The 26,865-nt window shown below is 38.4% G+C and carries 27 protein-coding genes and 1 other RNA gene; 22 read left to right on the top strand and 6 right to left on the bottom strand.

Annotated features, from left to right (window positions below):
* Positions 1–8 precede the first annotated feature (8 nt).
* Genes LMOATCC19117_RS09790 through LMOATCC19117_RS09780 form a run of 3 tightly spaced genes read right to left on the bottom strand, consistent with a single transcriptional unit; the run spans position 9 to position 3,299 of the window.
* Positions 9–1,013 carry a hypothetical protein gene (locus LMOATCC19117_RS09790; protein WP_003734421.1) on the bottom strand — a complete coding sequence of 335 codons (1,005 nt, stop codon included), beginning with the start codon at positions 1,011–1,013 and terminating at the stop codon, positions 9–11.
* A complete protein-coding gene (locus LMOATCC19117_RS09785) occupies positions 1,010–2,137 on the bottom strand; it encodes a GGDEF domain-containing protein (RefSeq protein WP_003726318.1) in 1,128 nt (375 codons plus the stop codon). The genes LMOATCC19117_RS09790 and LMOATCC19117_RS09785 overlap by 4 nt, the downstream gene beginning before the upstream one ends.
* A 25-nt stretch (positions 2,138–2,162) precedes the next feature.
* Positions 2,163–3,299 (bottom strand): GGDEF domain-containing protein, encoded by a 1,137-nt coding sequence (locus tag LMOATCC19117_RS09780; RefSeq protein ID WP_003728008.1) that lies wholly within the window; start codon positions 3,297–3,299, stop codon positions 2,163–2,165.
* A gap of 319 nt (positions 3,300–3,618) precedes the next feature.
* On the opposite strand from LMOATCC19117_RS09780, the gene LMOATCC19117_RS09775 reads away from it, so the two are divergent.
* Positions 3,619–4,725: an NAD(P)/FAD-dependent oxidoreductase gene (locus tag LMOATCC19117_RS09775; RefSeq protein ID WP_003728009.1), complete on the top strand. Its 1,107-nt coding sequence runs from the start codon at positions 3,619–3,621 to the stop codon at positions 4,723–4,725.
* Here the strand turns inward: LMOATCC19117_RS09775 and LMOATCC19117_RS09770 are convergent.
* A complete protein-coding gene (locus tag LMOATCC19117_RS09770) occupies positions 4,715–5,581 on the bottom strand; it encodes a YitT family protein (RefSeq protein ID WP_003723019.1) in 867 nt (288 codons plus the stop codon). The two genes, LMOATCC19117_RS09775 and LMOATCC19117_RS09770, sit on opposite strands and share 11 nt — an antisense overlap.
* 140 nt (positions 5,582–5,721) lie before the next feature.
* Here LMOATCC19117_RS09770 and LMOATCC19117_RS09765 point away from each other — a divergent pair, with 140 nt between their 5' ends.
* From LMOATCC19117_RS09765 to LMOATCC19117_RS09690, 16 genes are all read left to right on the top strand, one after another.
* Positions 5,722–6,057: a nucleotide pyrophosphohydrolase gene (locus tag LMOATCC19117_RS09765; protein WP_003726315.1), complete on the top strand. Its 336-nt coding sequence runs from the start codon at positions 5,722–5,724 to the stop codon at positions 6,055–6,057.
* On the top strand, positions 6,054–6,845 hold the full coding sequence (gene dapB / locus LMOATCC19117_RS09760; protein WP_003734422.1) for a 4-hydroxy-tetrahydrodipicolinate reductase: 792 nt from the start codon (positions 6,054–6,056) through the stop codon (positions 6,843–6,845). The genes LMOATCC19117_RS09765 and dapB overlap by 4 nt, the downstream gene beginning before the upstream one ends.
* A gap of 15 nt (positions 6,846–6,860) precedes the next feature.
* Positions 6,861–7,265, top strand: coding sequence for a methylglyoxal synthase (mgsA, locus tag LMOATCC19117_RS09755; protein WP_003723016.1), 405 nt, complete (start codon positions 6,861–6,863; stop codon positions 7,263–7,265).
* Positions 7,266–7,279: 14 nt separating this feature from the next.
* Positions 7,280–8,461: a CCA tRNA nucleotidyltransferase gene (locus tag LMOATCC19117_RS09750; RefSeq protein ID WP_003726621.1), complete on the top strand. Its 1,182-nt coding sequence runs from the start codon at positions 7,280–7,282 to the stop codon at positions 8,459–8,461.
* On the top strand, positions 8,451–9,428 hold the full coding sequence (locus tag LMOATCC19117_RS09745) for a biotin--[acetyl-CoA-carboxylase] ligase (RefSeq protein WP_003726620.1): 978 nt from the start codon (positions 8,451–8,453) through the stop codon (positions 9,426–9,428). Before LMOATCC19117_RS09750 ends, LMOATCC19117_RS09745 begins: the two co-directional genes overlap by 11 nt.
* 147 nt (positions 9,429–9,575) lie before the next feature.
* Positions 9,576–10,049 (top strand): thioredoxin family protein, encoded by a 474-nt coding sequence (locus LMOATCC19117_RS09740; RefSeq protein WP_003730823.1) that lies wholly within the window; start codon positions 9,576–9,578, stop codon positions 10,047–10,049.
* Positions 10,050–10,215: 166 nt separating this feature from the next.
* On the top strand, positions 10,216–11,049 hold the full coding sequence (gene panB / locus LMOATCC19117_RS09735) for a 3-methyl-2-oxobutanoate hydroxymethyltransferase (protein WP_003734423.1): 834 nt from the start codon (positions 10,216–10,218) through the stop codon (positions 11,047–11,049).
* Between the two features lie 3 nt (positions 11,050–11,052).
* Positions 11,053–11,910, top strand: a complete 858-nt coding sequence (gene panC, locus LMOATCC19117_RS09730; protein ID WP_003726617.1) for a pantoate--beta-alanine ligase — start codon at positions 11,053–11,055, stop codon at positions 11,908–11,910.
* Between the two features lie 3 nt (positions 11,911–11,913).
* A complete protein-coding gene (gene panD, locus LMOATCC19117_RS09725; RefSeq protein WP_003728013.1) occupies positions 11,914–12,297 on the top strand; it encodes an aspartate 1-decarboxylase in 384 nt (127 codons plus the stop codon).
* Between the two features lie 96 nt (positions 12,298–12,393).
* Positions 12,394–15,180 (top strand): ATP-dependent DNA helicase DinG, encoded by a 2,787-nt coding sequence (gene dinG, locus LMOATCC19117_RS09720; RefSeq protein WP_003734424.1) that lies wholly within the window; start codon positions 12,394–12,396, stop codon positions 15,178–15,180.
* A gap of 44 nt (positions 15,181–15,224) precedes the next feature.
* Positions 15,225–15,809 (top strand): DUF5590 domain-containing protein, encoded by a 585-nt coding sequence (locus LMOATCC19117_RS09715; protein ID WP_003734425.1) that lies wholly within the window; start codon positions 15,225–15,227, stop codon positions 15,807–15,809.
* 22 nt (positions 15,810–15,831) lie between these two features.
* Entirely contained in the window at positions 15,832–17,013 is a 1,182-nt protein-coding gene (locus LMOATCC19117_RS09710; protein ID WP_003728016.1) for a pyridoxal phosphate-dependent aminotransferase, read from the top strand.
* A 13-nt stretch (positions 17,014–17,026) separates the two neighbouring features.
* The gene (asnS, locus tag LMOATCC19117_RS09705) at positions 17,027–18,319 is read left to right on the top strand and encodes an asparagine--tRNA ligase (protein WP_003726759.1); all 1,293 of its coding nucleotides are present in this window, start codon (positions 17,027–17,029) and stop codon (positions 18,317–18,319) included.
* A 149-nt stretch (positions 18,320–18,468) separates the two neighbouring features.
* The gene (locus tag LMOATCC19117_RS09700; protein WP_003726758.1) at positions 18,469–19,188 is read left to right on the top strand and encodes a DnaD domain-containing protein; all 720 of its coding nucleotides are present in this window, start codon (positions 18,469–18,471) and stop codon (positions 19,186–19,188) included.
* A 10-nt stretch (positions 19,189–19,198) separates the two neighbouring features.
* Positions 19,199–19,858: an endonuclease III gene (gene nth / locus LMOATCC19117_RS09695; protein WP_003728018.1), complete on the top strand. Its 660-nt coding sequence runs from the start codon at positions 19,199–19,201 to the stop codon at positions 19,856–19,858.
* Positions 19,851–20,342, top strand: coding sequence for a YpoC family protein (locus LMOATCC19117_RS09690; RefSeq protein ID WP_003723003.1), 492 nt, complete (start codon positions 19,851–19,853; stop codon positions 20,340–20,342). The genes nth and LMOATCC19117_RS09690 overlap by 8 nt, the downstream gene beginning before the upstream one ends.
* A gap of 40 nt (positions 20,343–20,382) precedes the next feature.
* Here LMOATCC19117_RS09690 and LMOATCC19117_RS09685 read toward each other — a convergent pair whose 3' ends face one another.
* Together LMOATCC19117_RS09685 and recU are read right to left on the bottom strand one after the other, a co-directional pair.
* Complete coding sequence (locus LMOATCC19117_RS09685) at positions 20,383–22,866, bottom strand: penicillin-binding protein 1A (protein ID WP_003728019.1); 2,484 nt, start codon at positions 22,864–22,866, stop codon at positions 20,383–20,385.
* A 31-nt stretch (positions 22,867–22,897) separates the two neighbouring features.
* Entirely contained in the window at positions 22,898–23,503 is a 606-nt protein-coding gene (gene recU / locus LMOATCC19117_RS09680; protein WP_003723001.1) for a Holliday junction resolvase RecU, read from the bottom strand.
* Positions 23,504–23,749: 246 nt separating this feature from the next.
* Between recU and LMOATCC19117_RS09675 the strand changes: the two genes are divergently transcribed.
* From LMOATCC19117_RS09675 to LMOATCC19117_RS09655, 5 genes are all read left to right on the top strand, one after another.
* On the top strand, positions 23,750–24,115 hold the full coding sequence (locus LMOATCC19117_RS09675; RefSeq protein ID WP_003723000.1) for a YppE family protein: 366 nt from the start codon (positions 23,750–23,752) through the stop codon (positions 24,113–24,115).
* Complete coding sequence (locus LMOATCC19117_RS09670; protein ID WP_003726811.1) at positions 24,112–24,657, top strand: DUF1273 domain-containing protein; 546 nt, start codon at positions 24,112–24,114, stop codon at positions 24,655–24,657. The genes LMOATCC19117_RS09675 and LMOATCC19117_RS09670 overlap by 4 nt, the downstream gene beginning before the upstream one ends.
* 131 nt (positions 24,658–24,788) lie before the next feature.
* Positions 24,789–25,130, top strand: a complete 342-nt coding sequence (gene gpsB, locus LMOATCC19117_RS09665) for a cell division regulator GpsB (RefSeq protein WP_003722998.1) — start codon at positions 24,789–24,791, stop codon at positions 25,128–25,130.
* 36 nt (positions 25,131–25,166) lie between these two features.
* Positions 25,167–25,548, top strand: an RNA gene (gene rnpB / locus LMOATCC19117_RS14860) — RNase P RNA component class B.
* A gap of 161 nt (positions 25,549–25,709) precedes the next feature.
* Complete coding sequence (locus LMOATCC19117_RS09655) at positions 25,710–26,858, top strand: THUMP domain-containing class I SAM-dependent RNA methyltransferase (protein WP_003726590.1); 1,149 nt, start codon at positions 25,710–25,712, stop codon at positions 26,856–26,858.
* Positions 26,859–26,865: the final 7 nt, after the last annotated feature.

The raw sequence follows: 26,865 nt of genomic DNA, 5'->3' as shown, positions 1-26,865 counted from the left end.
TCTTTCCGTTATTTCTTAAGAGTTATTTCTTTATTTATATAATCGAAAAAATGGGTTGTTTCTGGATTTGACGTGTCCATTTTCTCTAATAACTCTTTGGTGATTTTACCATTTTTAGCTTGATTTGTCTTGTTAAAATACTGTGTCAAAAAGGCATAAACGGCGGTGGATTCGTTTTCTGAACTTGGTTTCTTTGTTTCTCTTTGATAACGTGCATAAACTTTTCCTTTAGAAGCTAATTCTGTTTGTAAAAAATTATCGAAATTTGGCTCTACATCACCATTTTCATCAAAATAAGCCATCGCAATGAGCATTTGATCAATCATATTAACTTCACTAGGGTCAGCATATTGAAACTGTTCATTTTGAAACACTTCTGTAAAAAATGGGTCAGCATTAACAGTTTGAATTGGTAGATAGGCTTTATCTCGATAATTAATCTGTTGCATCGCTTGGATATTTAGATAGCTTAAATGGAGCGTATCTGCTTTTTTCTTATGAACAAAATCGTAAAAGTCTACTGGAACACCTTGTTCAGCGCTATATTTTTTGGTGTTGGCTAGGATTTTATCTGCCATTTTTTTGTAGGACGGGAAACTAAATTTTTCGCTCGCTTGATAAAGTGCTTCTGTAATACGGAAATCATCTACAATCGCATTAGTCGTTGTTGCGTTGGTTGCTTCCCATTTAATAAAGTTATCTTCGGTTATAAAATTCTTTTCTAAATGACTTACTTGTTCTTGGAAAGTTTTACTATCATTCACTTCGACCAAATATTCCATATAAAGTCCGATGCTCTCGGCTAAATAATGCGGTTCTTGCGCATTTTTGTAATCCACAATTAAACCGTTTTTTGCAGTATAGTTTTCTTTTACATACGTTTGAACAGAGGTGGAAGTGGGTGTGGTTTCTTTTGGTGCACTCACCGTTTTTTTAGGTTCTGGTCGAAGGAAAATGAAAAATCCGGCGCCAATAAGGATAATTAAAATGAAAATTAAGATGAATCGTTTCATTCGAGTTCCCCCTGATGAACAGCAATTTGATTGCGGCCGTTTTGTTTTGCTTGATAGAGCGCTTGGTCAGCAGCTTCGAAAAGTGATTCGGTTGTTGAAAAGTTGGAACTAGCAGAAGCAACACCTATAGATACAGTAACTTTGCCACTTGCGGGATTATAAGGAAACTTCGCTCGTTCCACTTCTTCACGGAAAAAATCAGCAATTAGAGCAGCTTGCTCTGTACCAACGTTTTGAAGTAAAACAGCAAATTCTTCGCCACCAATTCGTGCAAACATGGTTCTTGGCGGGAAGGTGCGATTTTTAAGAATGCTACTAAACTGAGCAAGAACGGTATTACCAGCTTGATGACCATGAAAATCGTTTATTTCTTTAAAATGATCAATATCAATGATGAAAAGAGATAAAGATTTTTTCCTTTTTTGCGATTTCGCAAAAATCCAACCAAACTGTTGGGTGAAAAAGCGCATGTTTGGTAAATTAGTTAAACTATCCGTCATCGCAGTTTCCGTCAAATTTTGGATAACGAGATTACTTTTATCAATGTAATTGCAGGCGTAAAATACCAGTAAGGCGGTTACAAAGAATAGCAGGAAATACTCGATAATCTCAAAACCTTGCAGGATTCGTCCTTCGTCAAAATTATTCACGAAATAATAAAGAATCGCTGGGAAGTTTAAAATGATTAAAGCAACAAATCTCGAAAAGCGTTGTTTTTTCCAAAAAGTAACAAGTAAACACGCGGCAAAAATGAGCGTCATCAAAATGACATAGCGACTAGTAACAGGAGAAGCAATATCAAAACTAATCCGACCAAAAAGCATTACTAAATAGGCGAAAATGAGTGGAACGCGGCCACCGAAAACACTTGTTACCATCAAAATCAAAATCCGCATATTCGTGTAAATAACGGGATTATTTTCGTAAGCACCTTCATAAATAAAATAAATACCTGCTAAACCATAGTAGACGCCTAGTAGGATGGAAAGAAATAGCCGTCTACCACCATTTTGGAACCAATTTGGGCGATATTGTCTTATTTTTCGAAAAGACATCCCTTGGATAAAAAGGATAGCGAGAAAGAGCGCTAAACTATCTATGTATGAATTAACTAGTTCGAACAAATGGACTCATCTCCTTTTTACTCTCTTAAACAACTGGTTCTGTTTCGCGAATATGCACTTGGTTTCGTCCATTTCGTTTCGCATTATATAGCGCTTGATCGGCTGCATTTAGTAGCTCGTTCGGATTTGGATAATTTCTGCCGTCATAATTTGCGATACCAGCAGAAATAGTAATAACGGAGCCAGAAGCAACAATCGGAACATCAATTTTTTCGACTTTACGTCGGATTTTCTCCGCCAAATGCTCCGTTTCACTGACATTAATATTTGGCAAAATAATGGCGAATTCCTCGCCGCCAATCCTTGATATCACTGTGTTTGGCGGGAAGCTGATTTTTAATAGCATTTGACTAAAAGTAGATAAAACCCCATTTCCGACTAAATGGCCATATGTATCATTTACCCGTTTAAAATAATCAATATCAATAATAATCACACTTAGATTCGATTTTTTTAACGTAGCATGGTTAAATGCTGCTTCGAACGCCTTTTCAAAATGACGGAAATTCGTCAAACCTGTTAGCGGATCAAGGATGGTGGATTGCTGCAAATCATAAATTAGCTTATTCGATGTATCGATATAATAAGCCGCTGAAACAATAATAAACGTAATAAAAAAAGAAACCAAAAAATAGAGTATCCAAACAGGTAAGTCATTTATGGTATACAATAAATGTATTTTTTGATGTAAATAAAATAGCATAAGGGGAATCGCACTAAGTTTGACTAAAACGACTTTTTGAACGGAACTAAGTCGAAGTTTAGCGACTTCCATGCATACAAAGTGAAAACCGATAATTAAAAACGCGTAAATCAAATTGGCAAACAGCGCATCACCGAGAAAAAGTTTTCCTGCGACAATTAGTAATAGCGCGATAGTAGCAGGACCTGCCGAAGAAAATAAATGCAGGACGATTAAAATATTAAGTAGCATATCTGTATAAATCCCAGAATCTGTGCCGGGTAATCCGCGGATAATAAAATAAACACCTAGAAGGCCGTAGTAAATGCCCAGTGCATAATTAATAATTTCATTAGAAAATTTAATTTGGAACCAAGCAGGCTTTTTTTCTCTAATAGATCGCAGTGCCATTCCGTGAAAAAAAAGCGCTGATAAAAAAAGCGCCATGCTGTTCCATAATGAATCAAGAATATTTGGCATAAAAAAATCTCCCATATCTCAGCATAACTAATCAGCTGAACTGTTAATATAGGCAGAAGGAAAAATAAATGAATTTTTAGCTGAGACGCAGTACAAAGAACCAACCAATGGGCGAAAGCGTTCTCTAAGAGGATATGTGGTAATGACGACGAGATAAGCTAAAATCTGCCTTTTTGTAATTAAAGCTGGATTTCAGTACAATGGATAGAATGATGTAGAGGATTTTTAGTAGTTTGTAAACTTAACTATTTTCACATATTATTACAAAGAGTTATAAAAAAGTCAACTTGTGTCACAATTGATATAGAGGGGTGTAACGATGCAAAAAATAGTGATTATCGGCGGGGGAATTGTTGGAGCTAGTGCCGCCTATTTATTGTCAAAAGAAAACGTGCAAGTAACGCTAATTGATTCAGATGAACCGGGACAAGCAACGCGTGCTGCAGCCGGAATAATTTGCCCGTGGCTTTCTAAAAGGCGAAACAAATATTGGTATGAGCTTGCAAAAAATAGTGCCGCCTTTTATAAGGAATTGGCGGGGACGCTCGAAGGAGATACTGGGCGGAATTCGGGCTATAAACAAGTTGGTGTGCTCGCACTTCGAAAGACAGAAGAAAAAGTAACAGAACTGTTTAATCTTGCGAATGAACGACGCCTCGATGCGGAAGTTATGGGTGAAATTGTAAAGTTGTCAGAAGAGGAAACAAAGCAAAAATTTCCGTTAGTTAAACCGGGATTTGGCTCGGTCTATGTAAGCGGAGCAGCACGAGTGAACGGTAGTTTATTTTGTGAAAGGCTACTTTATGCCGCAAAAGAAAATGGGGTAAAAATCAAATCGGGGCGAGCGCATTTTTCTACTGACGGAAAAGTTCGTGTTGACGGGGAAGATGAACATTACGACAAATTAATCATTGCAGCAGGCGCATGGTTAAAAGAATTGCTAGACGAGGCGAGTTTTCATACAGAAATTTTAGCGCAAAAAGGGCAATTGCTGGAACTTGATTTTAGCGAATTTCAAACGGATGAATGGCCAGTAATTTTACCACCGAGCGCGAAATCAATTGTTCCTTTTGATAATGGGAAAATTATCGTCGGTGCAACGCATGAAAAAACTGCTGGCTTCGATACGAAACCAACAGCAGAAGGTAAGGCAGAAATACTAACAGAAGTCAGCCAGTTTATGGAAGGGGATTTAGCGAGTAAAGTGGCCCATGTGGCGGTCGGAACTAGACCATACACGCCTGATTTTGCGCCACTTATTGGTCAACTTCCTGGATTTGAGTCAGTCTTTTTAGCGAATGGTCTTGGTGCTTCTGGTTTAACTACCGGGCCTTATGTTGGCAAACTTTTAGCGGATTTAGCACTTGGAAACACCGTCGATTTGGCTTTAGAAAACTATGAGCCAAGTAAATACATTAGTAGATAGGATTCTTGTTTTCATCGAGTGTGAAACCTTCTCCCATCACATCATGAACGACACTGACGGAAACAAAGGCATGTGGGTCAATTGCTTGAACAATATTTTTTAATTGAATTATTTCATTTTTCGCAACGACGATATAAAGGACGTCTTGGTCTTTTTTAGAGAAGCCACCGCGACCTTCCAACACTGTCACCCCGCGATTCATCGCGAGCATCACATGGGAAGCAATCGCGTCATTATCTTTAGAAATAATGAGCGCACCGCGAGCCGCATAAGCTCCTTCTTGAACAAAATCAATTACGCGAGAGCCGATGAATACGGCGACGAGCGTGTACATAACTTGACGGACATCTAAATAGGAGAGTGAGGCAACGAGAACAATTGCATCAATAGCAAATAGCGTGCGCCCCATGCTAATGCCTTTCGTATGATTTAGCAGTTTGGCGATAATATCACTACCACCAGTCGTCCCACCATAGCGAAACACGAGGCCAAGCCCAATACCACTAAAGCCACCAGCAAAAAGGGCGACTAAAAGTAAATCGCTATGTAAATCTAGCGTATAAGGTATTCGCTGGAAAATCCATAAAAATAAGGACAAACTCACCGTTCCGATACCCGTATAAATGAGGGAACGATTGCCTAGAACTCGCCAACCTAATATAAACAAAGGTATATTTAAAATTAAGTTAGAGTACGCTGGATCAATTTGGAAGAAGTGAAGAAGGAATAAGGTTACTCCAGCTAAACCGCCTTCACCGAGGTTATTGGCGATATTAAAATTAACTAAGCCAAATGCGTAAATCGCCGTACCAAGCATAATAAAGCAAATATTTTTCGTGCGTAATGTTTTTAGCATAACTTTTTTCCTCCCTGAAACCTATTTAATATGTAAGTAAAAAATCATGGACTTGGACGTATTTGTTTAGGTATAATGAAATGAAGTTAACAATTAGTCTTAAAATCTATTTTAGTTTACCACATAAAGGGGGAAAACCGATGGCGAAAACAATGGCAGAAATACAAAAAGAAGTGGATGATTTCATTGGTGGATTCGAGGAAGGTTACTTTTCCCCGCTAGCGATGATGGCCCGAATTACAGAAGAAACCGGAGAACTAGCCAGAGAAATTAACCATTATTATGGCGAAAAACCGAAGAAAACAAGTGAACCTACTAAAACTGTAGCAGAGGAACTGGGTGATTGCCTTTTTGTTCTTACTTGCATGGCCAACTCACTTGATATTGATATGGAAAAAGCACACGATACGGTCATGGCAAAATTTAAAGAACGCGATAAAGATCGTTGGACAAAAAAGGAGGAAAAAGCAAAATGAGAGTAGCAGTATCTGGATTTAAAGGAAGAATGGGACACGAGGTTGTCAAAACTGTTTTAAGAGAAGCAGATTTAGAGTTAGTAGCCGTACTTGACCATGAACCAAAAGAAAAAAATATAAATGAAATAGTGGAATTTAGCTCGTTAGATGTACCTGTTTTTGGTAATTTAAGCGAGATGTTAGAAGAAATAAAACCGGATTGTGTCGTTGATTTTACGACCCCTAAAGTAGGGTATAGTAACACGAAAACGATTTTAGAACACGGCGTACGTGCGGTCGTTGGTACAACAGGTTTTACACCAGAACAAATTAGTGAACTAAAATCGATTGCAGAATCGAAAAAAATCGGTGCGTTAATTGCGCCAAACTTTGCTGTAGGCGCTGTTTTAATGATGCAATTTGCACAAAAAGCAGCTAAGTATTTCCCGAACGTCGAAATTATTGAGTTGCACCATGACAATAAATTAGACGCGCCAAGTGGTACGGCTGTTAAAACTGCGGAAATGATGGCGGAAACGCGTGAATTCGTTAAACAAGGTGCTGCAGATGAAGTAGAACTTATTGAAGGAGCTAGAGGCGCAGAATATGAAGGTATGCGAATTCATAGTGTGCGTTTACCAGGACTTGTAGCACATCAAGAAGTGATTTTTGGAGCAGAGGGACAAGGATTAACAATTCGCCATGACTCTTATGATCGAATTTCCTTTATGTCTGGAGTGGCACTTTCTGTTCGTAAAACAAAAGAACTTGAAACACTTATTTATGGCTTAGAAAATATTTTAGACTAAGGATAGGTGAATGAGATGCATATCGCATTAATCGCGCACGATGAAAAGAAAGATTTGATGGTTGGATTTGCAACTGCATATAAACATTTGCTCGAACCGCATCAATTATATGCAACCGGGACGACAGGTTTACGCATTATCGAAGCAACTGGCTTAACGGTACATCGTTTTAAATCAGGCCCGCTTGGTGGCGATCAACAAATTGGTGCGCGGATTTCAGAAAATAAAATGGACTTAGTTATTTTCTTGCGGGATCCACTCACTGCGCAGCCTCACGAACCAGATGTGACGGCGCTTATTCGATTATGCGATGTATACGAAATTCCTTTAGCGACAAATATTGGCACAGCAGAAATTTTAATTCGTGGTTTAGGAGCTGGTTTCCTAGATTGGCGAGACTTAAGACGGAATGATGAATAAAGGAGCGATGACAGATGAATGACGTTTTCCTAAAAGCGCTTCCTGTATTGCAAAAATTAACTACAGCGGGTTTTGAAGCGTATTTTGTTGGCGGATCTGTCAGAGATTACTTGCTAAATAGAACGATTTCCGATGTGGATATTGCAACTAGTGCTTTCCCAGAAGAAGTAAAAGAGATTTTTCAGACAAGTTATGACACTGGGATTGCACATGGGACTGTTACAGTTAGAGAAAATAATGAATTTTATGAAGTGACCACTTTTCGAACGGAAGGGACGTATGAAGATTTCAGGCGCCCAAGCGAGGTAACCTTTATTCGCTCCCTAGAAGAGGATTTAAAACGTCGCGATTTTACGATGAACGCCATTGCGATGGATGAACATTTTGCGCTACAAGACCCGTTTTCTGGGCAACTAGCGATTCAAAATAAAGAAATCAAAGCAGTTGGTAAAGCCTCCGAACGTTTTCATGAAGATGCGCTTAGAATGATGCGAGCAGTCCGCTTTCTGAGTCAACTTGACTTTGAGCTTGATAAAGAAACCGAAAAAGCTTTAGAAAGCCAAATAGAGTTGTTACAGCATACTTCCGTTGAACGAATTACGGTTGAATGGCTAAAAATGATGAAAGGCAAAGCAGCAAAACGTGCGATAGAACTACTTTTAAAAGTCAAAATGGAAACTTATTTACCAGGCTTAAAAGACGAGAAATCAGCACTAAGCGAGTTTGCTAGTTGGGACTGGGAAAAACGAACAACCGAAGAATCGATTTGGCTTGGACTCGTCGTTGCTGTCAAACCTAACAATGTTAACGCATTTCTTAAAGCTTGGAAATTACCCAATAAAACAATTCAACTAGTGAATAAAGCGTATCAATACGCGCTAAACATGAAAGAGACATGGCTAACAGAAGAACTTTATCATGCTGGCAAGGCAGTTTTCTCATTAGTAAATGAACTAAATGTTATTCGAGGGCAAGAAAACAACCAACATAAAGTAAGTCAAGCATACGAGGCGTTACCAATTCACTCCAAAAAAGACTTAGCTATTACTGGAGCTGATTTATTAAAATGGTCTGGAGAAAGCGCAGGTCCATGGGTAAAAGAGACGCTTGATAAAGTGGAATGTGGTGTCCTTTCCAATGAAATAAACAATGAAAAAATTCAGATTAAAAGGTGGCTAGGCTATCATGAAGAATAATCGAGAAAAATTACTTGCTTTATTTACAGAAAGTGATGGTACTTATTTATCAGGGCAAGAAATTGCGGATAGTCTAGGATGCTCGCGCACAGCCGTTTGGAAGCAAATGGAAGCTCTCCGTAAAGAAGGATTTGAAATCGAAGCAGTCAGAAACCGTGGTTACCGTTTGTCAGCAACAGCAGAACAGTACACGAAAGATGCACTACTACTCGGTTTAGAAACCAAATTTATCGGTCAGCATTTGGAAATCCATGAATCGGTTAGCTCTACACAAATCATCGCCCATCAGCAAATCGAATCTAGCCCTGAAGGAACCGTTATCGTAGCCGATGAGCAAACAGCTGGAAAAGGTCGCTTGCTTCGCCCTTGGAGTTCCAAAAAAGGGGAAGGTATTTGGATGAGTGTAATTTTAAAACCACAAATCCCTATTCAAAAAGTACCCCAGTTCACGTTTATCGCCTCACTCGCAATCACAGAAGCGATTGAAAATAGCACAAAGCTCGAACCGAAAATCAAATGGCCGAATGATATTTACATTGGTAAACGAAAAATCTGTGGTGTTTTAACGGAAATGCAAGCGGAGGCAGAAACGATTCACGCAGTAATTATCGGTATGGGAATCAATGTAAATCAACAGGAATTCCCAGAAGAAATTAAAGACAAAGCAAGTTCTCTGAAACTGGAATTAGGCGAAAGCGTCTCAAGAAAAGCTTTACTACAAGAAATTCTCACTTCTTTAGAAAAATATTATGAGCTTTTTCTAGATAAAGGATTCGCACCGATAAAATTACTTTGGGAAACAAAAGCCATTCCATTTGGCGAAAAATTAACTGCTAGCACAACAAAAGGCAAAATTCATGGACAAGTAAAAGGGATTTCTGATGAAGGTGTACTCTTACTCCAAGACGCACTCGGTGAAGTACATTCAATCTATTCCGCAGATATTTTGCTAGATAATGAAAAATAACGAAACACTATAGAAAAGAACGTTTTAACCCTAATAAAATACCCAAAAACATATCTTTTAACTCGAAAACATAGTGTGAAAATCACTTTTTCGGGTTTTTCTTTTTTGGGAAAAATCAAGTACAATAAATGCGAAGGAGCTGTTTAGATGAAAAAAATACTATTACTATTAACATCAATTACCGTAATCCTTACACTTGGAGCATGCGGCGATAATAAAAAAGAAACGGAAGAGAAAGCAAATCAAACAGAAAAAGAAAGCGCCTCTTTTCTAACAACCATTTCCACCAAAGATTTCAAGCAAAAAATGGCCGATAAAACAACTGGCTTTGTTTACGTTGGGCGTCCGACCTGTGAAGATTGCCAAGCATTTCAACCTATTTTAAAGAAAGAACTTAAAAAAAGACAACCAGACCAAAAAATGGCTTATTATAACACAGATAAAGCCTCCGAAAAGAGTCGCGATGATATGATTGCTCTTTTAGAAAAAATGGACATCGATTCTGTCCCAACGATGGTTTATTTAAAAGATGGAAAAGTAGCGTCTACCTATGCAGCAACGGATGAACCGGCGAAATTAACGAATTGGATGAATAAAGTAAGTGGAGAGGTTTCAGAGTAGGCCTCTCTTCAATTTACATACTTTAAGTAAGCATCTATTTATGTTATTATACATATGGTAGCAATGAATGGATGATACCTTTACCGGATCATACTAATGCTACTAAAAAAATATGTTTTTTGCCTTGATTAAAGTAATTTAACAGGGACGAAAAGGAGCTAAGAAAATGAAAAGACCAGTAGACTTTTTTGCTATGAAGGAAAACGGTGAGAAAATCACGATGATAACCGCGTATGACTATCCTTCTGCTAAGAATGTAGAACAAGCAGAAGCTGATATGATTTTAGTCGGCGATTCACTTGGAATGGTAGTATTAGGCTACGATTCAACTGTACCAGTTACGATGGATGATATGATTCATCATACAAAAGCCGTGAAGCGCGGGGCACCAGATACATTTGTTGTTACAGACATGCCGTTTATGACGTATCATGGTTCAGTGGATGAAACTATCCAAAATACACGGAAGATTATCCAAGAAAGTGGCGCTCATGCTGTAAAATTAGAAGGAGCAGGAGAAGTCGTTAACAAAATTGCTCGCCTAACAGAAGCAGGTGCTCCAGTTGTCGCGCATCTTGGCTTAACCCCGCAAAGTGTTGGCTTAACTGGAAGCTATAAAGTACGTGCTAAATCTGCCCAAGAAGCACAAGAGCTAATGGATAATGCGTTAGCTGTAGAAGCTGCTGGAGCGATTGCACTCGTACTTGAAGCAATTCCACGTCAACTCGCTGAAAAAGTAAGTAAAGCACTTTCTATCCCTACAATTGGTATTGGAGCAGGCGTAGAAACAGATGGACAAGTACTCGTTTATCACGATATTATCGGTTATGGAATCAGTCGTCGCGCCAAATTTGTAAAAGCGTATGCGGACATTGATGAAAGAATCGAACCAGCACTAGCAAGCTACGTAAAAGAAGTAAAAGCAGCGACGTTTCCAGAAGTGAAACATAGCTTTACCATGGCTGAAGAAGACTTAAAAGGCCTTTATGGAAGGGAATAGCAAATGTTAATTATTCGAAATAAACAAGACCTTAAAGAAGCTATTTTAGAGCAAAAAAAAGCGAATAAAACAATTGGTTACGTTCCGACGATGGGCTTTTTACATGAAGGACATATGACACTTGTCAGCCATGCGAGAAAAGAAACAGATTTTGTCGTTATGAGTGTTTTTGTTAATCCAACCCAGTTCGGTCCGAACGAAGACTTTGATGCTTATCCTCGAGATGAAGCGCACGATGCAAAGCTCGCAGAAGAAGGCGGCGTGGATATTTTATTTGTACCTACAGTCGAAGAAATCTATCCAACCGAACTAGCAACCAAACTACATGTCATCAAACGAGTTTCTGTACTTGATGGTGCTGATCGTGAAGGTCATTTTGACGGAGTAGTAACGGTTTTAACGAAGCTATTTCATTTAGTGAACCCAGATAACGCCTATTTCGGTCAAAAAGATGCTCAACAAGTGGCCGTTGTTTCAGGTCTAGTAGAAGACTACTTTTTCCCTATAAATTTACGAATCATTGCGACTGTTAGAGAAGCAGATGGACTTGCCAAAAGTTCACGAAATGTCTATTTAACAGAAAAAGAACGAAAAGAAGCACCGGTGATTCATGAAGCTTTACAACTAGGGCGAGAACTTATTGAATCTGGGGAAACAAATGAGGCTAAAATAGTCCAAGTCATGACAGATAAAATAAATGAGCAACCATCCCATGAGAACATTGCTTACTTAGCGCTCTATTCCTATCCTGAATTTACACCAGTAACAGACTGGACCAAAGGAATAATCATTGCAGCGGCAGTAAAATATTCGAAAGCTCGTTTAATTGATAATGAATTAATAAATGTGAAGAGGCGGTAAAAAATGTTTAGAACAATGATGAATGGCAAAATTCACCGAGCGACTGTAACAGAAGCCAATCTAAATTATGTTGGAAGTATTACGATTGATTCTGCTATTTTAGAAGCAGTGGATATGCTTCCAAACGAAAAAGTTCAAATTGTAAATAACAATAACGGTGCTAGAATTGAAACCTATATTATCCCAGGTGAGCCAGGAAGTGGTGTGATTTGTCTAAACGGAGCTGCAGCTAGACACGTCCAAGTTGGCGACGTAGTAATTATTATGAGTTACGGAATGTTTACTGCCGAAGAAGCGAAAACACATGAACCCAAAATAGTTGTTTTAGATGAAAAAAATCATATTGAAATGATTCTTCCAGAAGAAAAAGCGCATACGACTTTATAATCAGTTCGGGGAGCTTGAGTGGATTTCTGCTCAAGCTACTCGTTTGTTTGCATCGTTATTTTTGAATAAAAGCAGTGAAGGAAAGAGGTGGAGCAGATGAAACAGAAACGCTATATAGTCGTCGATTTAGAAACAACAGGAAATCAAGCTTCACGAGAGGACCGGATTATCCAGTTCGCTGCTTGCTTTGTTGAATCAGGAAAACGTCTGGAAACATACACGACATTTTTAAATCCAGAAAAACCGATTCCTGCGTTTATTCAAGAATTAACGGGAATCTCCCCAAAAGACGTTAAAAATGCTCCACTGTTTGAAGATGTCGCACCGATTATCGCGAATTTACTAGAAGATACTATTTTTGTGGCACATAATGTGTCATTTGACTGGACATTTTTAGAACGAGAAATGACGCGTGCAGGAATTTCTCTTGGCAAAATGAAAAAACTCGATACTGTGGAATTAGCTAGAATTATGTATCCGGGCATCGATAGTTATAAACTACAAGACTTGTCCGATGAATTTAATCTTGGGCACGATAAACCGCACCGTGCGGATAGTGATGCGGAAGTGACAGCAGATTTACTACTCCTTCTCTTAGAAAAGCTAGAAAATTTACCACTACCTGTCATTCGTCAAATGACAACGATTTCTGGCAGTCTAAAAAGCTATTTACCAGAGCTCTTATTTGAAATTGAAATGCGAAAAGAGCGAGAAAACAAGCCACTTGATCCAGCATTCGTAGAACATCGTGGACTAGTTATTCGCAAAAAAGAAGTCGAAAAGCCCACCTATAGTAGAGCAGATTTACTTGAATTTCCTGAAACAGACGAAGCTAAAATGGCACTATTCAAAAAAGCTGGAGCGCCACTTTATGCAAGAAGTGGTCAATTTGAAATGATGAATTTGGTTTTCCAAGCGATGAAATCAGGAAAACATGCCTTGATTGAAGCGGGAACAGGGATTGGGAAATCGTTAGGTTACTTTTTACCAGCTATTTACCAAGCGAAACAAGCTGAATTACCGGTAGTTATTAGTACATACACCAACTTGCTTCAAGCTCAATTGTTTGAAAAAGATGTGCCACTCTTAACGAAATTAACAGGATTCAAAGTGAAAGCTAGCTTACTAAAAGGGCGCGATCATTATTTGAATTTGTTTAAATTTGAGCAGTTACTTCAAGAAGTCGATACGCAATATGATGTAGTTGTGACGAAGCTTAAATTGCTCGTATGGCTGACGGAAACAACGACTGGTGATATTGATGAAGTGAACCTATCTAGCGGCGGGGAGTTATTCTGGAATCGGATGAAGCACACAGGCTGGTTTTTATCTGAAAAACATGATCCTTGGCTCGCACACGATTTCTATAAATTCAACATCAAACAAGCCAAAAATGCAGATTTAGTCATTGTTAATCACGCACTACTTTTAAATGACCATTTTTCGGGAAGAGAAACATTGCCTAAGTATGCTTTTGCAGTAATTGATGAAGCCCATCATTTTGCGGATAGTGCTCGTATGCAAGGAAGTTTTGTTCTGTCTTACCGAAAAATAAAATATTTTTTGAATCAGCTAGGCTCTTTAGAAAAATATTCCCTTCTCACAAGGCTTGCAATGGCTTTCCCAGAAGCAGACAGTTTATATGATTTAGATATTGCGGCAATGAAGTTAAGTGATGCGGTGGAAGAGTTTTTCGGTCTTCTGAAAATGCAGTTAAACTTCGCGCGTAAAAATTTACAAGAAGTTGTCTTAGTAGAAAACAGCGAAAAAGATGCTTGGAATGACAAGGTTTATTACGCTGCTGAAAAAGTATTACATTTGCTAAAAGAGTCCGAAAAAAATATGGAAACATTGTTAGAACAGGGGAAACAAGAAGAAAATGAACTAGGTGAGGCAGAGAGCGCCTTTTTGGAAGAAATGTATGCTTTTTTACTTGATTGGAAGAATATGGTAAAACAACTGGAGCAAATGTTGCATAAGAAGTCGCCTATTTTGACCATTTATTTACAAGCTGACAAAAATCATTCTATTTCTAGCATTCGTCTAAAAGCTGTCTTGATGGAAGTGGAGCCGACACTTGGAAAACATTTTTTTGCTAAAAAAGAAAGTGTCATCATGACTTCGGCAACTTTAACCGTAAAAGGGAAGTTTGATTATTTACGGAAAAGTCTCGGTCTGGAAGAAGAACAAATTATGGAAAAACGCATTCCTTCACCGTTTGATTATAAAGAAAATGCGCGAGTGATGATTCCAGATGATATGCCCCCAATTAAAGACACACCAATTGAGCGATATACCTTGGAACTTGCGAAATATATTCGCCACATAGCAGTGAAAACGAATGGACGGATGCTCGTTCTTTTCACCGCTTCTGATATGTTACAAAAAACGTATTATCATATGAAAAATGAAAAATCATTAGAAGAGTATGTCCTTCTAGCGCAAGGAGTTTCAGCGGGAAGCGCCGCACGACTGACAAAACAATTCCAAATGTTTGATAAGTCTATTTTGCTTGGTACGACAAGCTTTTGGGAAGGGATTGATATTCCAGGAGAAGACTTGTCATGTCTAGTTATTGTGAGATTACCATTCGCTCCGATGGATGACCCTTATACAAAAGCACAAATATCCCTTCGCAAAGAACGCGGGGAGAATGCTTTCCAAACCTATTCTCTACCTGAAGCTGTACTGCGATTTAAGCAAGGTTTTGGTCGGTTAATTAGAAGAGAATCCGACCGCGGAATCGTATTTGTTTTTGATAATCGAGTAGATACGACAAAATTTGGAAAAGCATTTTTAGAGTCAATCCCAAGCGCGCCAATCTTGAAAGGCAAACAGGCGGATTTATTAGAAGAAGTGAGTGAATTCTTTAAGGAAGGTTAAATTTTTCCTGATATGACTTCAAATCTTAGGCCGCTATTGCTATAATGTATCTATGCGAAAATGAAAATGCATATCGCCGGAGGAATTCCGGTAATTTAGAAATAGAAATGAGCGAGATTATTTTGCGAAATAGAAAACCTAAGCGTAAGATTGGCAAATGGATAGCGATTATTCTCGGCATAATTATTGTGCTTGTCGTAGCAGCTTTTCTGTACTTTAGATATGCAGAAAAACCAGTAACCAATGCAGAAACAGAAGCCTTAGACCGAATAAGTGGCCAAGTTGATTTAAAAACAACAGATCAATTTTATCTTTATAATGGGCCAAAAGAAGTGTATTACGTATTAACTGGTAAGAACAGTAAGAATAAGAATATCATTGTTTGGGTTCCAAAGAAAAAATCCGACAAAGTATATGTTAAATTCGCATCTGATGGGATTACAGAACAACAAGCACGCGATAAAGTCACAAAAGAAAAGAATCCAAAGAAAATTTTACATGTGAATTTAGGAATGGAAAAAGAAACGCCTATTTGGGAAGTTGCCTACTTAGATAAGAATGACAAGCTAAACTACTTTGACATTAACTTTGAAACAGGTGAATGGTACAGAGAGATTGAAAACTTGTAACTAAATTGGAGGAGGGAATAAAATGGACTTACCGTTATCAAAACGTGTCAAAGGAGTGGCCCCGTCGCCAACACTTGCGATTACGGCTAAAGCAAAACAAATGAAACAAGAAGGAATTGATGTTATCGGCTTAGGTGCTGGGGAACCAGATTTCAATACCCCGCAGAATATTATCGATGCAGCAATTGAGTCCATGAACAAAGGATTCACCAAATATACTCCTTCTAGTGGAATCATCGAGCTAAAACAAGCGATTGTTGATAAGCTCCAAAAAGATCAGTTCTTAAACTACGAAACGAACCAGATTTTCGTAGGTACTGGTGCTAAACATGTACTCTACTCTGCGTTTCAAACGATTTTAGATCCAGGCGATGAAGTCATTATTCCAGTTCCATATTGGGTAACTTATCCCGAACAAGTCAAATTAGCAGGTGGTATTCCTGTTTTTGTAGAAACTGGTTTTGACGCGGATTTCAAAATTTCAGCAGCAAATTTTGAAAAAGCTATCACGAAAAAAACAAAAGCAATCGTTTTAAATTCACCCAATAACCCTTCTGGTATGTGCTATACGAAAGAGGAGCTTATTGCTATTGGTGAAGTTGCTGAAAAACATCAGATTTACATTTTATCTGATGAAATATACGAAAAATTATACTATGGTAACAAAGCTGATTTAGTCTCTATCGCGAGTTTGAGTGACCGTTTGTATGATTTAACTATTGTTATTAATGGTGTATCTAAAGCATATTCAATGACGGGCTGGCGAATTGGTTACGCAGCTGCAAATAAAGAAATCATTGCTGGAATGAGTAAGTTAGCGGATCATTTAACAAGTAATCCAACTGCTAATGCCCAGTATGCTGCACTTGAAGCGTATGTTGGTAGTCAAGAAGTTCCAGAAAAAATGTACAAAGCTTTTGAAGAACGAATGGAACGTTTTTATCCAGAACTAAGTAGCATTCCAGGTTTTAAACCGAAAAAACCAGATGGCGCTTTTTATTTCTTTATTGAAGTAAAAGAAGCGGCACATAAAAAAGGTTTTCAGGATGTAGATGCTTTTGTAGCAGCTCTTTTAGAAGAAGCGAAAGTCGCAGTCATTCCAGGCTCAGGATTCGGAATGCCTGATTATATACGCCTTTCTTATGCAACAAATCCAGACTTATTCCAAGAAGCTATAAATCGAATCAAAAGTTTTATGAAATAGGGAGTGTAGACAAGTGAAAATTACAATCAATCAAGCATCCGAATTTGTCGGAAAAGAAGTAACTATTGGAGCATGGCTTGCGAATAAGCGTTCAAGTGGTAAAATTGCTTTCTTACAATTACGTGATGGAACAGGATTTATGCAAGGCGTTGTCGTAAAAGCAGAAGTTGGCGATGATATTTTCGCAACTGCTAAAGCATTAACCCAAGAAACAAGTTTATATGTCACAGGTACAATTAACGAAGATACTCGTTCACCATTTGGTTATGAAATGGCTGTATCTGGTGTAGAAGTAATTAGCGAATCACATGATTATCCAATTACACCAAAAGAGCATGGCACGGAATTTTTAATGGACCACCGTCATTTATGGCTACGTTCTAACCGTCAACATGCGATTATGAAAATTCGTAACGAAATTATACGCGCTAGCTATGAGTTTTTCAATAAAGAAGGATTCCTAAAAATCGATCCACCAATCTTGACCGGAAGTGCTCCAGAAGGAACAACCGAACTTTTCCATACGAAATATTTTGATGAAGATGCGTTTCTATCTCAAAGTGGTCAATTATACATGGAAGCAGCAGCAATGGCTTTCGGTAAAGTATTCTCATTCGGTCCAACTTTCCGTGCTGAGAAATCAAAAACTCGCCGTCACTTAATTGAATTCTGGATGATTGAACCGGAAATGGCATTTTACAAATTAGAAGATAGCTTACAAGTACAAGAAAACTACGTGGCATTCCTAGTAAAAGCAGTTCTTGATAACTGCCGCTTAGAACTAGATCGCCTTGGTCGTGATGTTAGTCATTTAGAAAAAATGGTTGCACCGTTCCCGCGTATTACTTATACAGAAGCAATCGAACGTTTACACGAATTAGGCTTTGATGATATTGTTTGGGGAGATGACTTCGGGGCACCACATGAAACAGCGATTGCAGACAGCTTCGAAAAACCAGTTTTCATTACACATTATCCAAAAGCAATTAAACCATTTTATATGCCGGAAGATCCAGAAAACGATCAAGTTGTGTTGTGCGCTGATATGATTGCTCCAGAAGGATACGGAGAAATCATTGGTGGATCGGAACGTATTCACGATTTAGAAACGCTTCAAGCTAGAATGGAAGACTTCGATTTGGATCAAGAAGCCTACAGCTGGTACCTTGACTTAGCTCGTTATGGCTCTGTTCCACATTCCGGTTTTGGTCTTGGCTTAGAACGTACAGTTGCTTGGATTTCGGGCACAGAACATGTACGTGAAACCATTCCGTTCCCACGTTTACTAAACCGTTTATATCCGTAAGTTAAAAAGTGAAGCCAACAAACTGGCTTCACTTTTTTTGTGGACTTTAAATTGAAAATAATCTTTTCCGCGGGATTTCATGATTTTAGCAGTACTTTTATATTTTTCCCTCGAAAACCATGTTATAATTTTGTAGTGAGGTGTTAAATATGAATCCAAAAATTCTTGAAAAATGGATGGCTGAAGGGCAAGTGACATTACCGCAAGTGCTAGTGAAAAACTATGCAACCATTGGCTTAAACGAAGTAGAACTAGTGCTATTACTTCAAATTCAATCCTTTGCAGCAGAGGCAGAATTTTTCCCGTCGATGGAAATGTTAACCAATAGAACAACGCTTCCACTGGAAGAAACAATTAAAACGATGGACTCACTCTTGAAAAAAGGTGTGATTGCTATCGAACAAAGCCAAGATAATTCACGAATGATTTCTGAACAATATAATTTGGCACCACTCTGGGGTAAACTAGTCGCTTTATATGAAAACAAGGAAGCAGATAGTAAACATGAAAAAGAGTTAGAAAAACAAACCAGTTTATATACTCTATTCGAAGCAGAGTTTGGAAGACCGCTTTCTCCAATGGAAGCAGAAATGTTATCCGCGTGGGTAGAGCAAGATAGAACGAGCCCGGATTTAATCAAAGAAGCATTAAAAGAAGCTGTTATTTCGCAAAAATTAAATTTCCGATATATTGATAGGATTCTGCTTAACTGGTCGAAACAAGGGGTTAAGACAATAGAAGATGCCAAGCGTGTAGCGGAAGAATTTCATCAAAATGGGCGCACAAGCCAAGCAATTAACCAAACGGAAGTGAAAAAAAGCGCAGGTTCGATTCCTCTATACGACTGGCTTGAAAAAAGAAAAGGGTGAGGTACACAAATTGTTATCGAATAAACAAACCGTATTATGCATAGAAGAAATGGCAAAAATGTTTCCAGCAGCACACTGTGAGCTAGTTCATAAAAATACGTTTGAATTACTGGTGGCTGTTGTCTTATCCGCTCAATGTACAGATGTGTTAGTAAATCGCGTGACTGCCTCGCTGTTTGAAAAATATCACTCACCAGAAGATTATTTGGCTGTTCCACTGGAAGAATTGATGGAAGATATTCGCTCTATTGGCTTATATCGTAATAAAGCAAAAAATATTCAAGGATTATCCGAGAAAATTCTAATCGAATTTAATGGGGAAGTACCAAAGACGCATGCGGAACTTGAGAGCCTTCCAGGTGTAGGTAGAAAAACGGCCAATGTTGTTTTATCAGTTGGCTTTGGTATTCCAGCAATCGCAGTAGATACACATGTCGAACGAATTAGTAAACGCTTAGGGATTTGTAGATGGAAAGATTCTGTTGTAGAAGTGGAAGAAACGTTAAAAAGAAAGCTACCAAAAGAACTCTGGTCTGATGCACATCATTATATGATTTTCTTTGGAAGATATCATTGTAAAGCAAGAAACCCAGAATGCCCGACCTGTCCCTTACTCTATTTATGCAGAGAAGGAAAAAAACAAGCGAAAGTGAGGGGATTCGATGGCTGAATTTAAATATGCAGTAGAATTAACACATCCTGATTTCCCAGCACCGGATGTTATTTTAGAAGAATATGATCCAGAATCCATTTATGTTAGTGGTCTACCTTTTTGGCAAGAACAACAGTTTTTTACCAAAGGTGGTGGAGTTATTCCTTGGAAAAATGAAACAGAGCGAGCTTGTCGCAAATTGGCGAAACATATGACTAATTTGGCTGAAAGTATGGAAGCTGATTTGAAAGTGCATAAAAAACCATCTCCTGTAACGGTTAGAGATGCGCTCGGTATTTTTTTATCTATTTTATTTTGGAGTAATCACCGGCCAGTACAGCTAGATAATTTGATGGACCAAATTAAAACGTTGGAGACAAAACCACTCAATTTAGACGAGCGGTTAGAATATGTATTAAAGCGAGGTAATACGTATTTAGGTTTTCGGCAATTAAATGAATTAATGTTAGAACAGCGTAAATTAATTGCGAAAAGATCATAAAAAAAGCGAGATAGTTTAAACATCTTCCGCTCTTTTTGTATTAACTATCTGGAATTTTAACTGTAGTAGAGGAGGCAGGGCTTCGATTACCGTCTTTAACAGCGACGACGTTAATGGAAACAGTGTCTCCAGGATTACCTCCGCTTACTGAAACGGAAGTAGAAGATACTGTTGTAGTAGAACCATTGACTGTTACTTCATAGGTTGCACCATCTACCGCAGACCAAGAAACATTGATTTGCTTAGAGCCGGCATTATAACTTGCTCTTAAGCCGGCAGGGGCAGTAAGATTTTTGGCTTCTTCTTCAGCCTTTTTCTTAGCTTCCTCTTCTGCTTTCTTCTTAGCCTCTTCTTCTTTTTTCTTCTCTTCATCTGTTTTCTTTTTATCTTCTTCCGCTTTTTTCTTCTTCGCAGCTTCTTCTGCTTTTTTCTTCTCGTCTTCTGGAGTAGAAGCAGTTTTGGTTGGAGCGGTTCCGGATAAGAATAATTCGTAACTTACTTTATCACTTGCAGTGCCTGCAGCAGCGCGTGCAATTGGGTTGCTTCCTTTTAGAATTGGGACGGAAACAACATTGCTAGGCATTTTGAAATCTGCAGTAGTTTTACCGGCAGATGCATGAGCCATTAATTTACTAAACATCCGCTGCGCAATTTTTTGTTCACTTGCTGAAACATATTTTTTCTTGTCATCATAGCCGGTCCATACAGCAATCGAATAATTGGTTGTATATCCAGCGAACCATGAGTCACGGGCAGCACCACTAGGGTAGTAGTACTTCGAAGTGAATTCAGGTGGAATATTCGTTGTACCTGTTTTACCAGCAGCAGGTACGCCTGGTACGGCTGCTGATGTACCTGTTCCGATAGAAAGAACATCTTTTAGAACATCTGAAACCATATAAGCAGTTGATTCTTTCATAGCAACAGTACTTTGTGGTTCTGTGTCAATTTCTGTTTGTCCATCTGATAAAACGATTTTTGTAACAGTGTGTGGCTTGTTATAGATTCCTTTGTTACCGAATGCAGCATAGGCACCAGCCATTTGCATTGGGTTGGAACTGTTTGCTCCAATAGCGTTGGATTCTACGTTTTGTCCTTCATCATAGGTGATGCCAAGTTTATTAACAAATTCCTCGGATTTATCTAGCCCAACAGCTTGAAGGGTTTTTAGGGCTGGAATATTACGTGATTGGTAAAGTGCTTGTCTTACTGAAATTGGTCCTTTGTATGCGAAATCCCAGTTGTTAATAGGGGTTCCGCCAGAATACGTATATGGTTCATCTTCTAAAATATGGGCAGTCGACCAATCCAAATATTCAAAAGCAGGACCATAGTCAGCAATTGGTTTCATGGTAGACCCAACAGAACGTTTTACTTGGGTTGCATAGTTATATCCCCGAGTTACTTTTTGTTTACGTCCGCCTCCGATTGCTTGAACACGTCCAGTTTTAGTATCTTGAAGCACTATACCGGCTTGCATTTCATCATCAGTGAAGTTAACAATTTCGTTCGTATTGAGCATTTTCTCCGTATATTCTTGGGCATCACGGTCAAGCGCTGTATGGATAGTTAAACCATCACGATAAACATCGTATTCTTTTGGAATTTCACTTAACACTTGTGTGACGTAAGAATCGTATTTGTAAATTTTATCTTCACGATCTTTTTTCGAGCGAAGTCCGGTAGTGATAGATGTTTTTTGAGCTTCGGTCATTTCTTCTTTTGTAATTTTATCATGTGTATACATATTTGTTAAAACTTGATCACGACGTTTTTTTGCTGCTTCTGGGTGTTCATAAGGATTGTAGTTATTCGGACTTTGTGGCATACCTGCAAGTAGGGCTGTTTGAGCTAACGTAAGGTCTTTCAAATTTTTACCGAAGTAATGTTCGGAAGCTGTTTGCATGCCGTGGACACGGTCTGACATATAGACTTTATTAACATAAATTTCTAAGATGTCATTCTTGCTATATTTTTCTTCTAATTGAAGAGCTAACCATGCTTCTTGAGCTTTTCTTGCAAGTGTTTTATTTGTGTAATCAAGATAGGACATTTTGATGATTTGTTGCGAAAGGGTACTTGCACCTTCTGCGCCAAAACCGTCTGTCAAATTGGCAATTACTGCTCCACCAAGTCGAATTGGGTCAATGCCATCATGTTCATAAAAACGCGCATCTTCCGTTGTTAGAATTGCATTTTTTAGTGTTTCAGGTATATCTTTGTATTCAATATATTCCCGCCGTTCGGTTCCAACTTCTGCGAAAACTTTTCCATCTTTATCAAGTAACTTAGATGAAAGTGGATCTCGTAGCTTGGAGTCGGTCAGTTTTGGTGCATCTTTTGCGTAATCGTAAAAGACAGTTGCACCAGCCGCAATACCAAAGAAAGCTAAAAATAATCCCACAAAGAAAATAGTTTTGAAAATATTCGCTACTACTCGTTTTCCTCGTTTTTGGGATTTCTTTTTAGAACCACCACTTTGTTTATTGCGATACTGAGATCTTGTCTGCGGTTTATCTGCCATTAAAAATCTCTCTCCTTTAAAAAAGGTTTGACTAGAAGTATAATTTGTCTATGGATTGCAAGAAGTCAAGCCTTGGATTTAGACCATAAGGAATTTGGTCTGATACATCTTGTATTTCTGCTATAGTAACTGATTTTCTTCCACCACTTTGCATACGTTCCCAAAACGGATAAAATTTCTCAAAGGGAATGAAATGAGTTTCTCCGAGTTTTTGGAAAGCAATAATGACAAATACAATACCATCTTGTTTTAAGACGTTTGCCATGTGTGTCATTTGGTGATCGTGAAAATTACTCAACGGAAAAGAAGTTGTATTTTGCGTTTCTTTTGCTTCAAAATCAACGTATTTTCCTTTATACACACCATTATAATCTGTTGTGGATGGTGTTTTGAAGTAGGCTTCCTTAATTTTGGCACTACTTCTTTTTGGGTAGTCCACACTGACAATTTGGACAGGGGTAGGTTTTTTGTGGATGACTGCTATTTCGTGAGTTAAATAATACGCAATCGTATCATTTAGGTCATCTTCCAAAGACATACCACGCTTACCATAAGTTACAGGAGCTTTCCGTTTTTGTTGAGGAAGAACCTCATGACTCGCTGCATACTTCTTGCCGTTAGGGTAACCAATAGCCATTTTTTTCACCTCTATCAGAAAATTTCTATTCTGAATTTTAGACTATCATCTATTATAACAAATAAAAATGAAAATGATAGTATCAATTAAATGCAAAATAGCTCTTTTCGGCATGAAACTACCTCATAAATAGAACGTACCTTCGTCTATTTTACCATATTTTAGCTAATAATCTAATTTTAGGCAAGATTTTGCGTCCTATGCTATGCTTGAAGTATCTGAAAATGTGAAGAAAAGAGTGATAGAATGGAACTTTTAAACCGTACGGAAAAATTGCTTCTTCAAAACGAAAAAAATTGGGAATTATATTTAAGTAACCGTGAAGAAGCAAAGCCGTTTGATTTTTATAAAGATATGAAACCTTTCGTTGACGAAGCAAAAAATAGCGCGGATGCGTTTTTAGAATTAGCTATTCCGTGGGTAAACAAAGAGCGTCCTCCTTATTTAGGAGAACTACAATTAAGACAAGCTTGTGATAATGTTCAAATGACTGCAGTAAGTGCATTTAATGGAAAGTCTTTTTATAAACACTTCCTAGATCACTACCAATCTACCAAGTATACACTAACGAGAGTGAGAGATTTCTTAAAAAGAAAAGAGGAATTGATGTGAAATCCATCGCAGTGACGGGGTATAAAAATTTTGAACTGGGAATTTTTAAAAAGGATGCAGATGAAGCGGTTTATATAAAAGAAACAATTAAACGGCATTTGCTTCCACTCGTGGAAGATGGGCTTGAATGGGTGATTATTTCTGGTCAGTTAGGAATTGAACTTTGGGCTGGCGATGTGGTTGCAGAATTAAAAGCAGACTATCCGATTAAACTAGCAATCCTTGAACCGTTTGAAAAGCAAAGTGCTAACTGGAATGAAGCGAACCAATTATGGGCGAGCGAAGTACTAGAAAAAGCCGATTACCATGCTTTTATTACGAAGCGTCCTTATGAAAGTCCAGCGCAATTTGCGGCAAGAGATGGTTTTATTATTGATAATACGGATGGCGCATTACTTGTATATGATTTAGAAAAAGAAGGTTCGCCGAAATTCTTTTATGACCGAGCGATTCAAGCAAAAGAACAGTCTAATTATTATATAGACTGTATTGATTTTTATGCACTCCAAGAAGTTGTAGAGGATATGAACCAAACGTTTTAATATGGAAGTAAACAGTTATTTTCATAAAAAACACTCGAATAGATTGACAAATGGTGTGAGATTTGAAAAAATAAGGGTAAGTATATGATTAGAACAAAAATACGTAAGAATAGAGATAGAGGTGGAGTTATATGACTTCGGAACAATTTGAGTATCACTTAACAGGTAAAGAAATTTTGGAAAAAGAATTTAAAACTGGGCTTCGTGGTTATAGTCCTGAAGATGTTGACGAGTTTTTAGACATGGTTATTAAAGATTACAGTACATTTACGCAAGAAATCGAAGCACTTCAAGCGGAAAATATTCGACTTGTACAAGAGCTTGATAATGCTCCACTTAGAACTTCAACACAACCAGCTCCAACTTTCCAAGCAGCGGCACAACCTGCTGGAACGACCAACTTTGATATTCTAAAGCGTCTTTCTAATTTAGAAAAACATGTTTTTGGAAATAAGCTGGACGATAACGAATAGGTATGCTAGTATAAGTAAGTTAAGAATAAATGAATAACGTTCGGATAATCGCTGTTTTCTTATGGAAGCAGAGGAAAGTCCATGCTCGCACGGTGCTGTGATGCCCGTAGTGATCGTGCCTGGTCAAACAATAAGCCAGGGCATTCCGGATTTCCGGTTTGACGGCAGGTGAATGACCTAAGTCTTCGGATATGGTCTTATAACCTTGAAGGTGCCACAGTGACGAAGTTCCGGCAGAAATGCTCGGAAGTGGAACGAGGTAAACCCCACGAGCGAGAAACTCAAACTTATGGTAGGGGCACTTTTCCCGAGGAATCAAGAACAAGGGACGAGGCGCAAATGTATTTTTGCGCAGATAGATGGTTATCTCTTTACTATTACCCTGTACGTAGTAAAGAACAGAACATGGCTTACAGAGCGTTATTTACAGGATTTAATTTAACATTGAAGGCTGTTTTAGAAGGCCGGAGCGCAAGTTTTAAGGTGGGTGTTCGACCTGGTTGAATGCCTATTTAAAACAAACCTCCTCCTCTTAAAACAGCTTTTTTCATTAGAAATTTAATTAAAGGATGGGAAACAATGAAATCATTTCAGTTGGTGGCAACGGCTGCTTCGGGTTTAGAGGCAATTGTTGGGAAAGAAGTAGCGCGTTTAGGCTATGACCCAAAAGTAGAAAACGGTAAAGTATATTTTGAAGGAGATTTATCTGCAATTGCTAGAGCCAATCTATGGCTTCGTGTAGCCGACCGTGTGAAAATTGTGGTTGGTGTTTTTAAAGCAACGACATTTGATGAACTATTTGAAAAGACGAAAGCTTTACCTTGGGAAGATTATTTACCGCTTGATGCACAGTTTCCAGTGGCTGGTAAATCAGTTAAGTCAACGCTTTATAGTGTGCCTGATTGCCAAGCGATTGTAAAAAAAGCCATCGTTAACCGTGTCAGTGAAAAGTATCGTCGTTCTGGTCGTTTGATGGAAACAGGCGCGTTATTTAAGTTAGAAGTTTCTATTTTAAAAGATGAAGTGACGCTAACAATTGATACTAGTGGTGCGGGATTACATAAACGTGGTTACCGTTTAGCACAAGGTAGTGCGCCAATCAAAGAAACAATGGCGGCGGCACTTGTACTACTTACGAGTTGGCATCCAGATAGACCATTTTATGATCCCGTTTGTGGTTCTGGAACAATTCCAATTGAGGCGGCACTAATTGGGCAAAATATTGCGCCTGGTTTTAACCGCGAGTTCGTGTCAGAAACATGGGATTGGATGCCGAAGCAAGTTTGGGCGGATGCGAGACAAGAAGCGGAAGATTTAGCTAACTATGATCAACCGCTAAATATTATTGGTGGCGATATTGATGCTCGTTTAATTGAAATCGCAAAGCAAAATGCGGTCGAAGCTGGCCTTGGTGACTTAATTACCTTTAGACAACTACAAGTAGCTGACTTTCAAACAGAAGATGAGTACGGGGTCGTTGTTGCGAATCCACCATACGGGGAACGTTTAGAAGACGAGGAAGCAGTGCGCCAACTTTACCGCGAAATGGGTATTGTTTATAAACGCATGCCGACATGGTCAGTATATGTCCTTACCTCTTATGAACTTTTTGAAGAAGTTTATGGTAAAAAAGCGACGAAAAAACGGAAATTATACAATGGTTACTTGCGCACAGATTTATATCAATACTGGGGTCCAAGAAAACCACGTCCTAAAAAAGAAGATTGATTGAATG

The sequence above is a fragment of the Listeria monocytogenes ATCC 19117 genome (genome assembly GCF_000307025.1).
GTDB classification, from domain to species: Bacteria; Bacillota; Bacilli; order Lactobacillales; family Listeriaceae; genus Listeria; species Listeria monocytogenes_B.
This window is presented reverse-complemented; position numbering and strand designations above follow the sequence as displayed.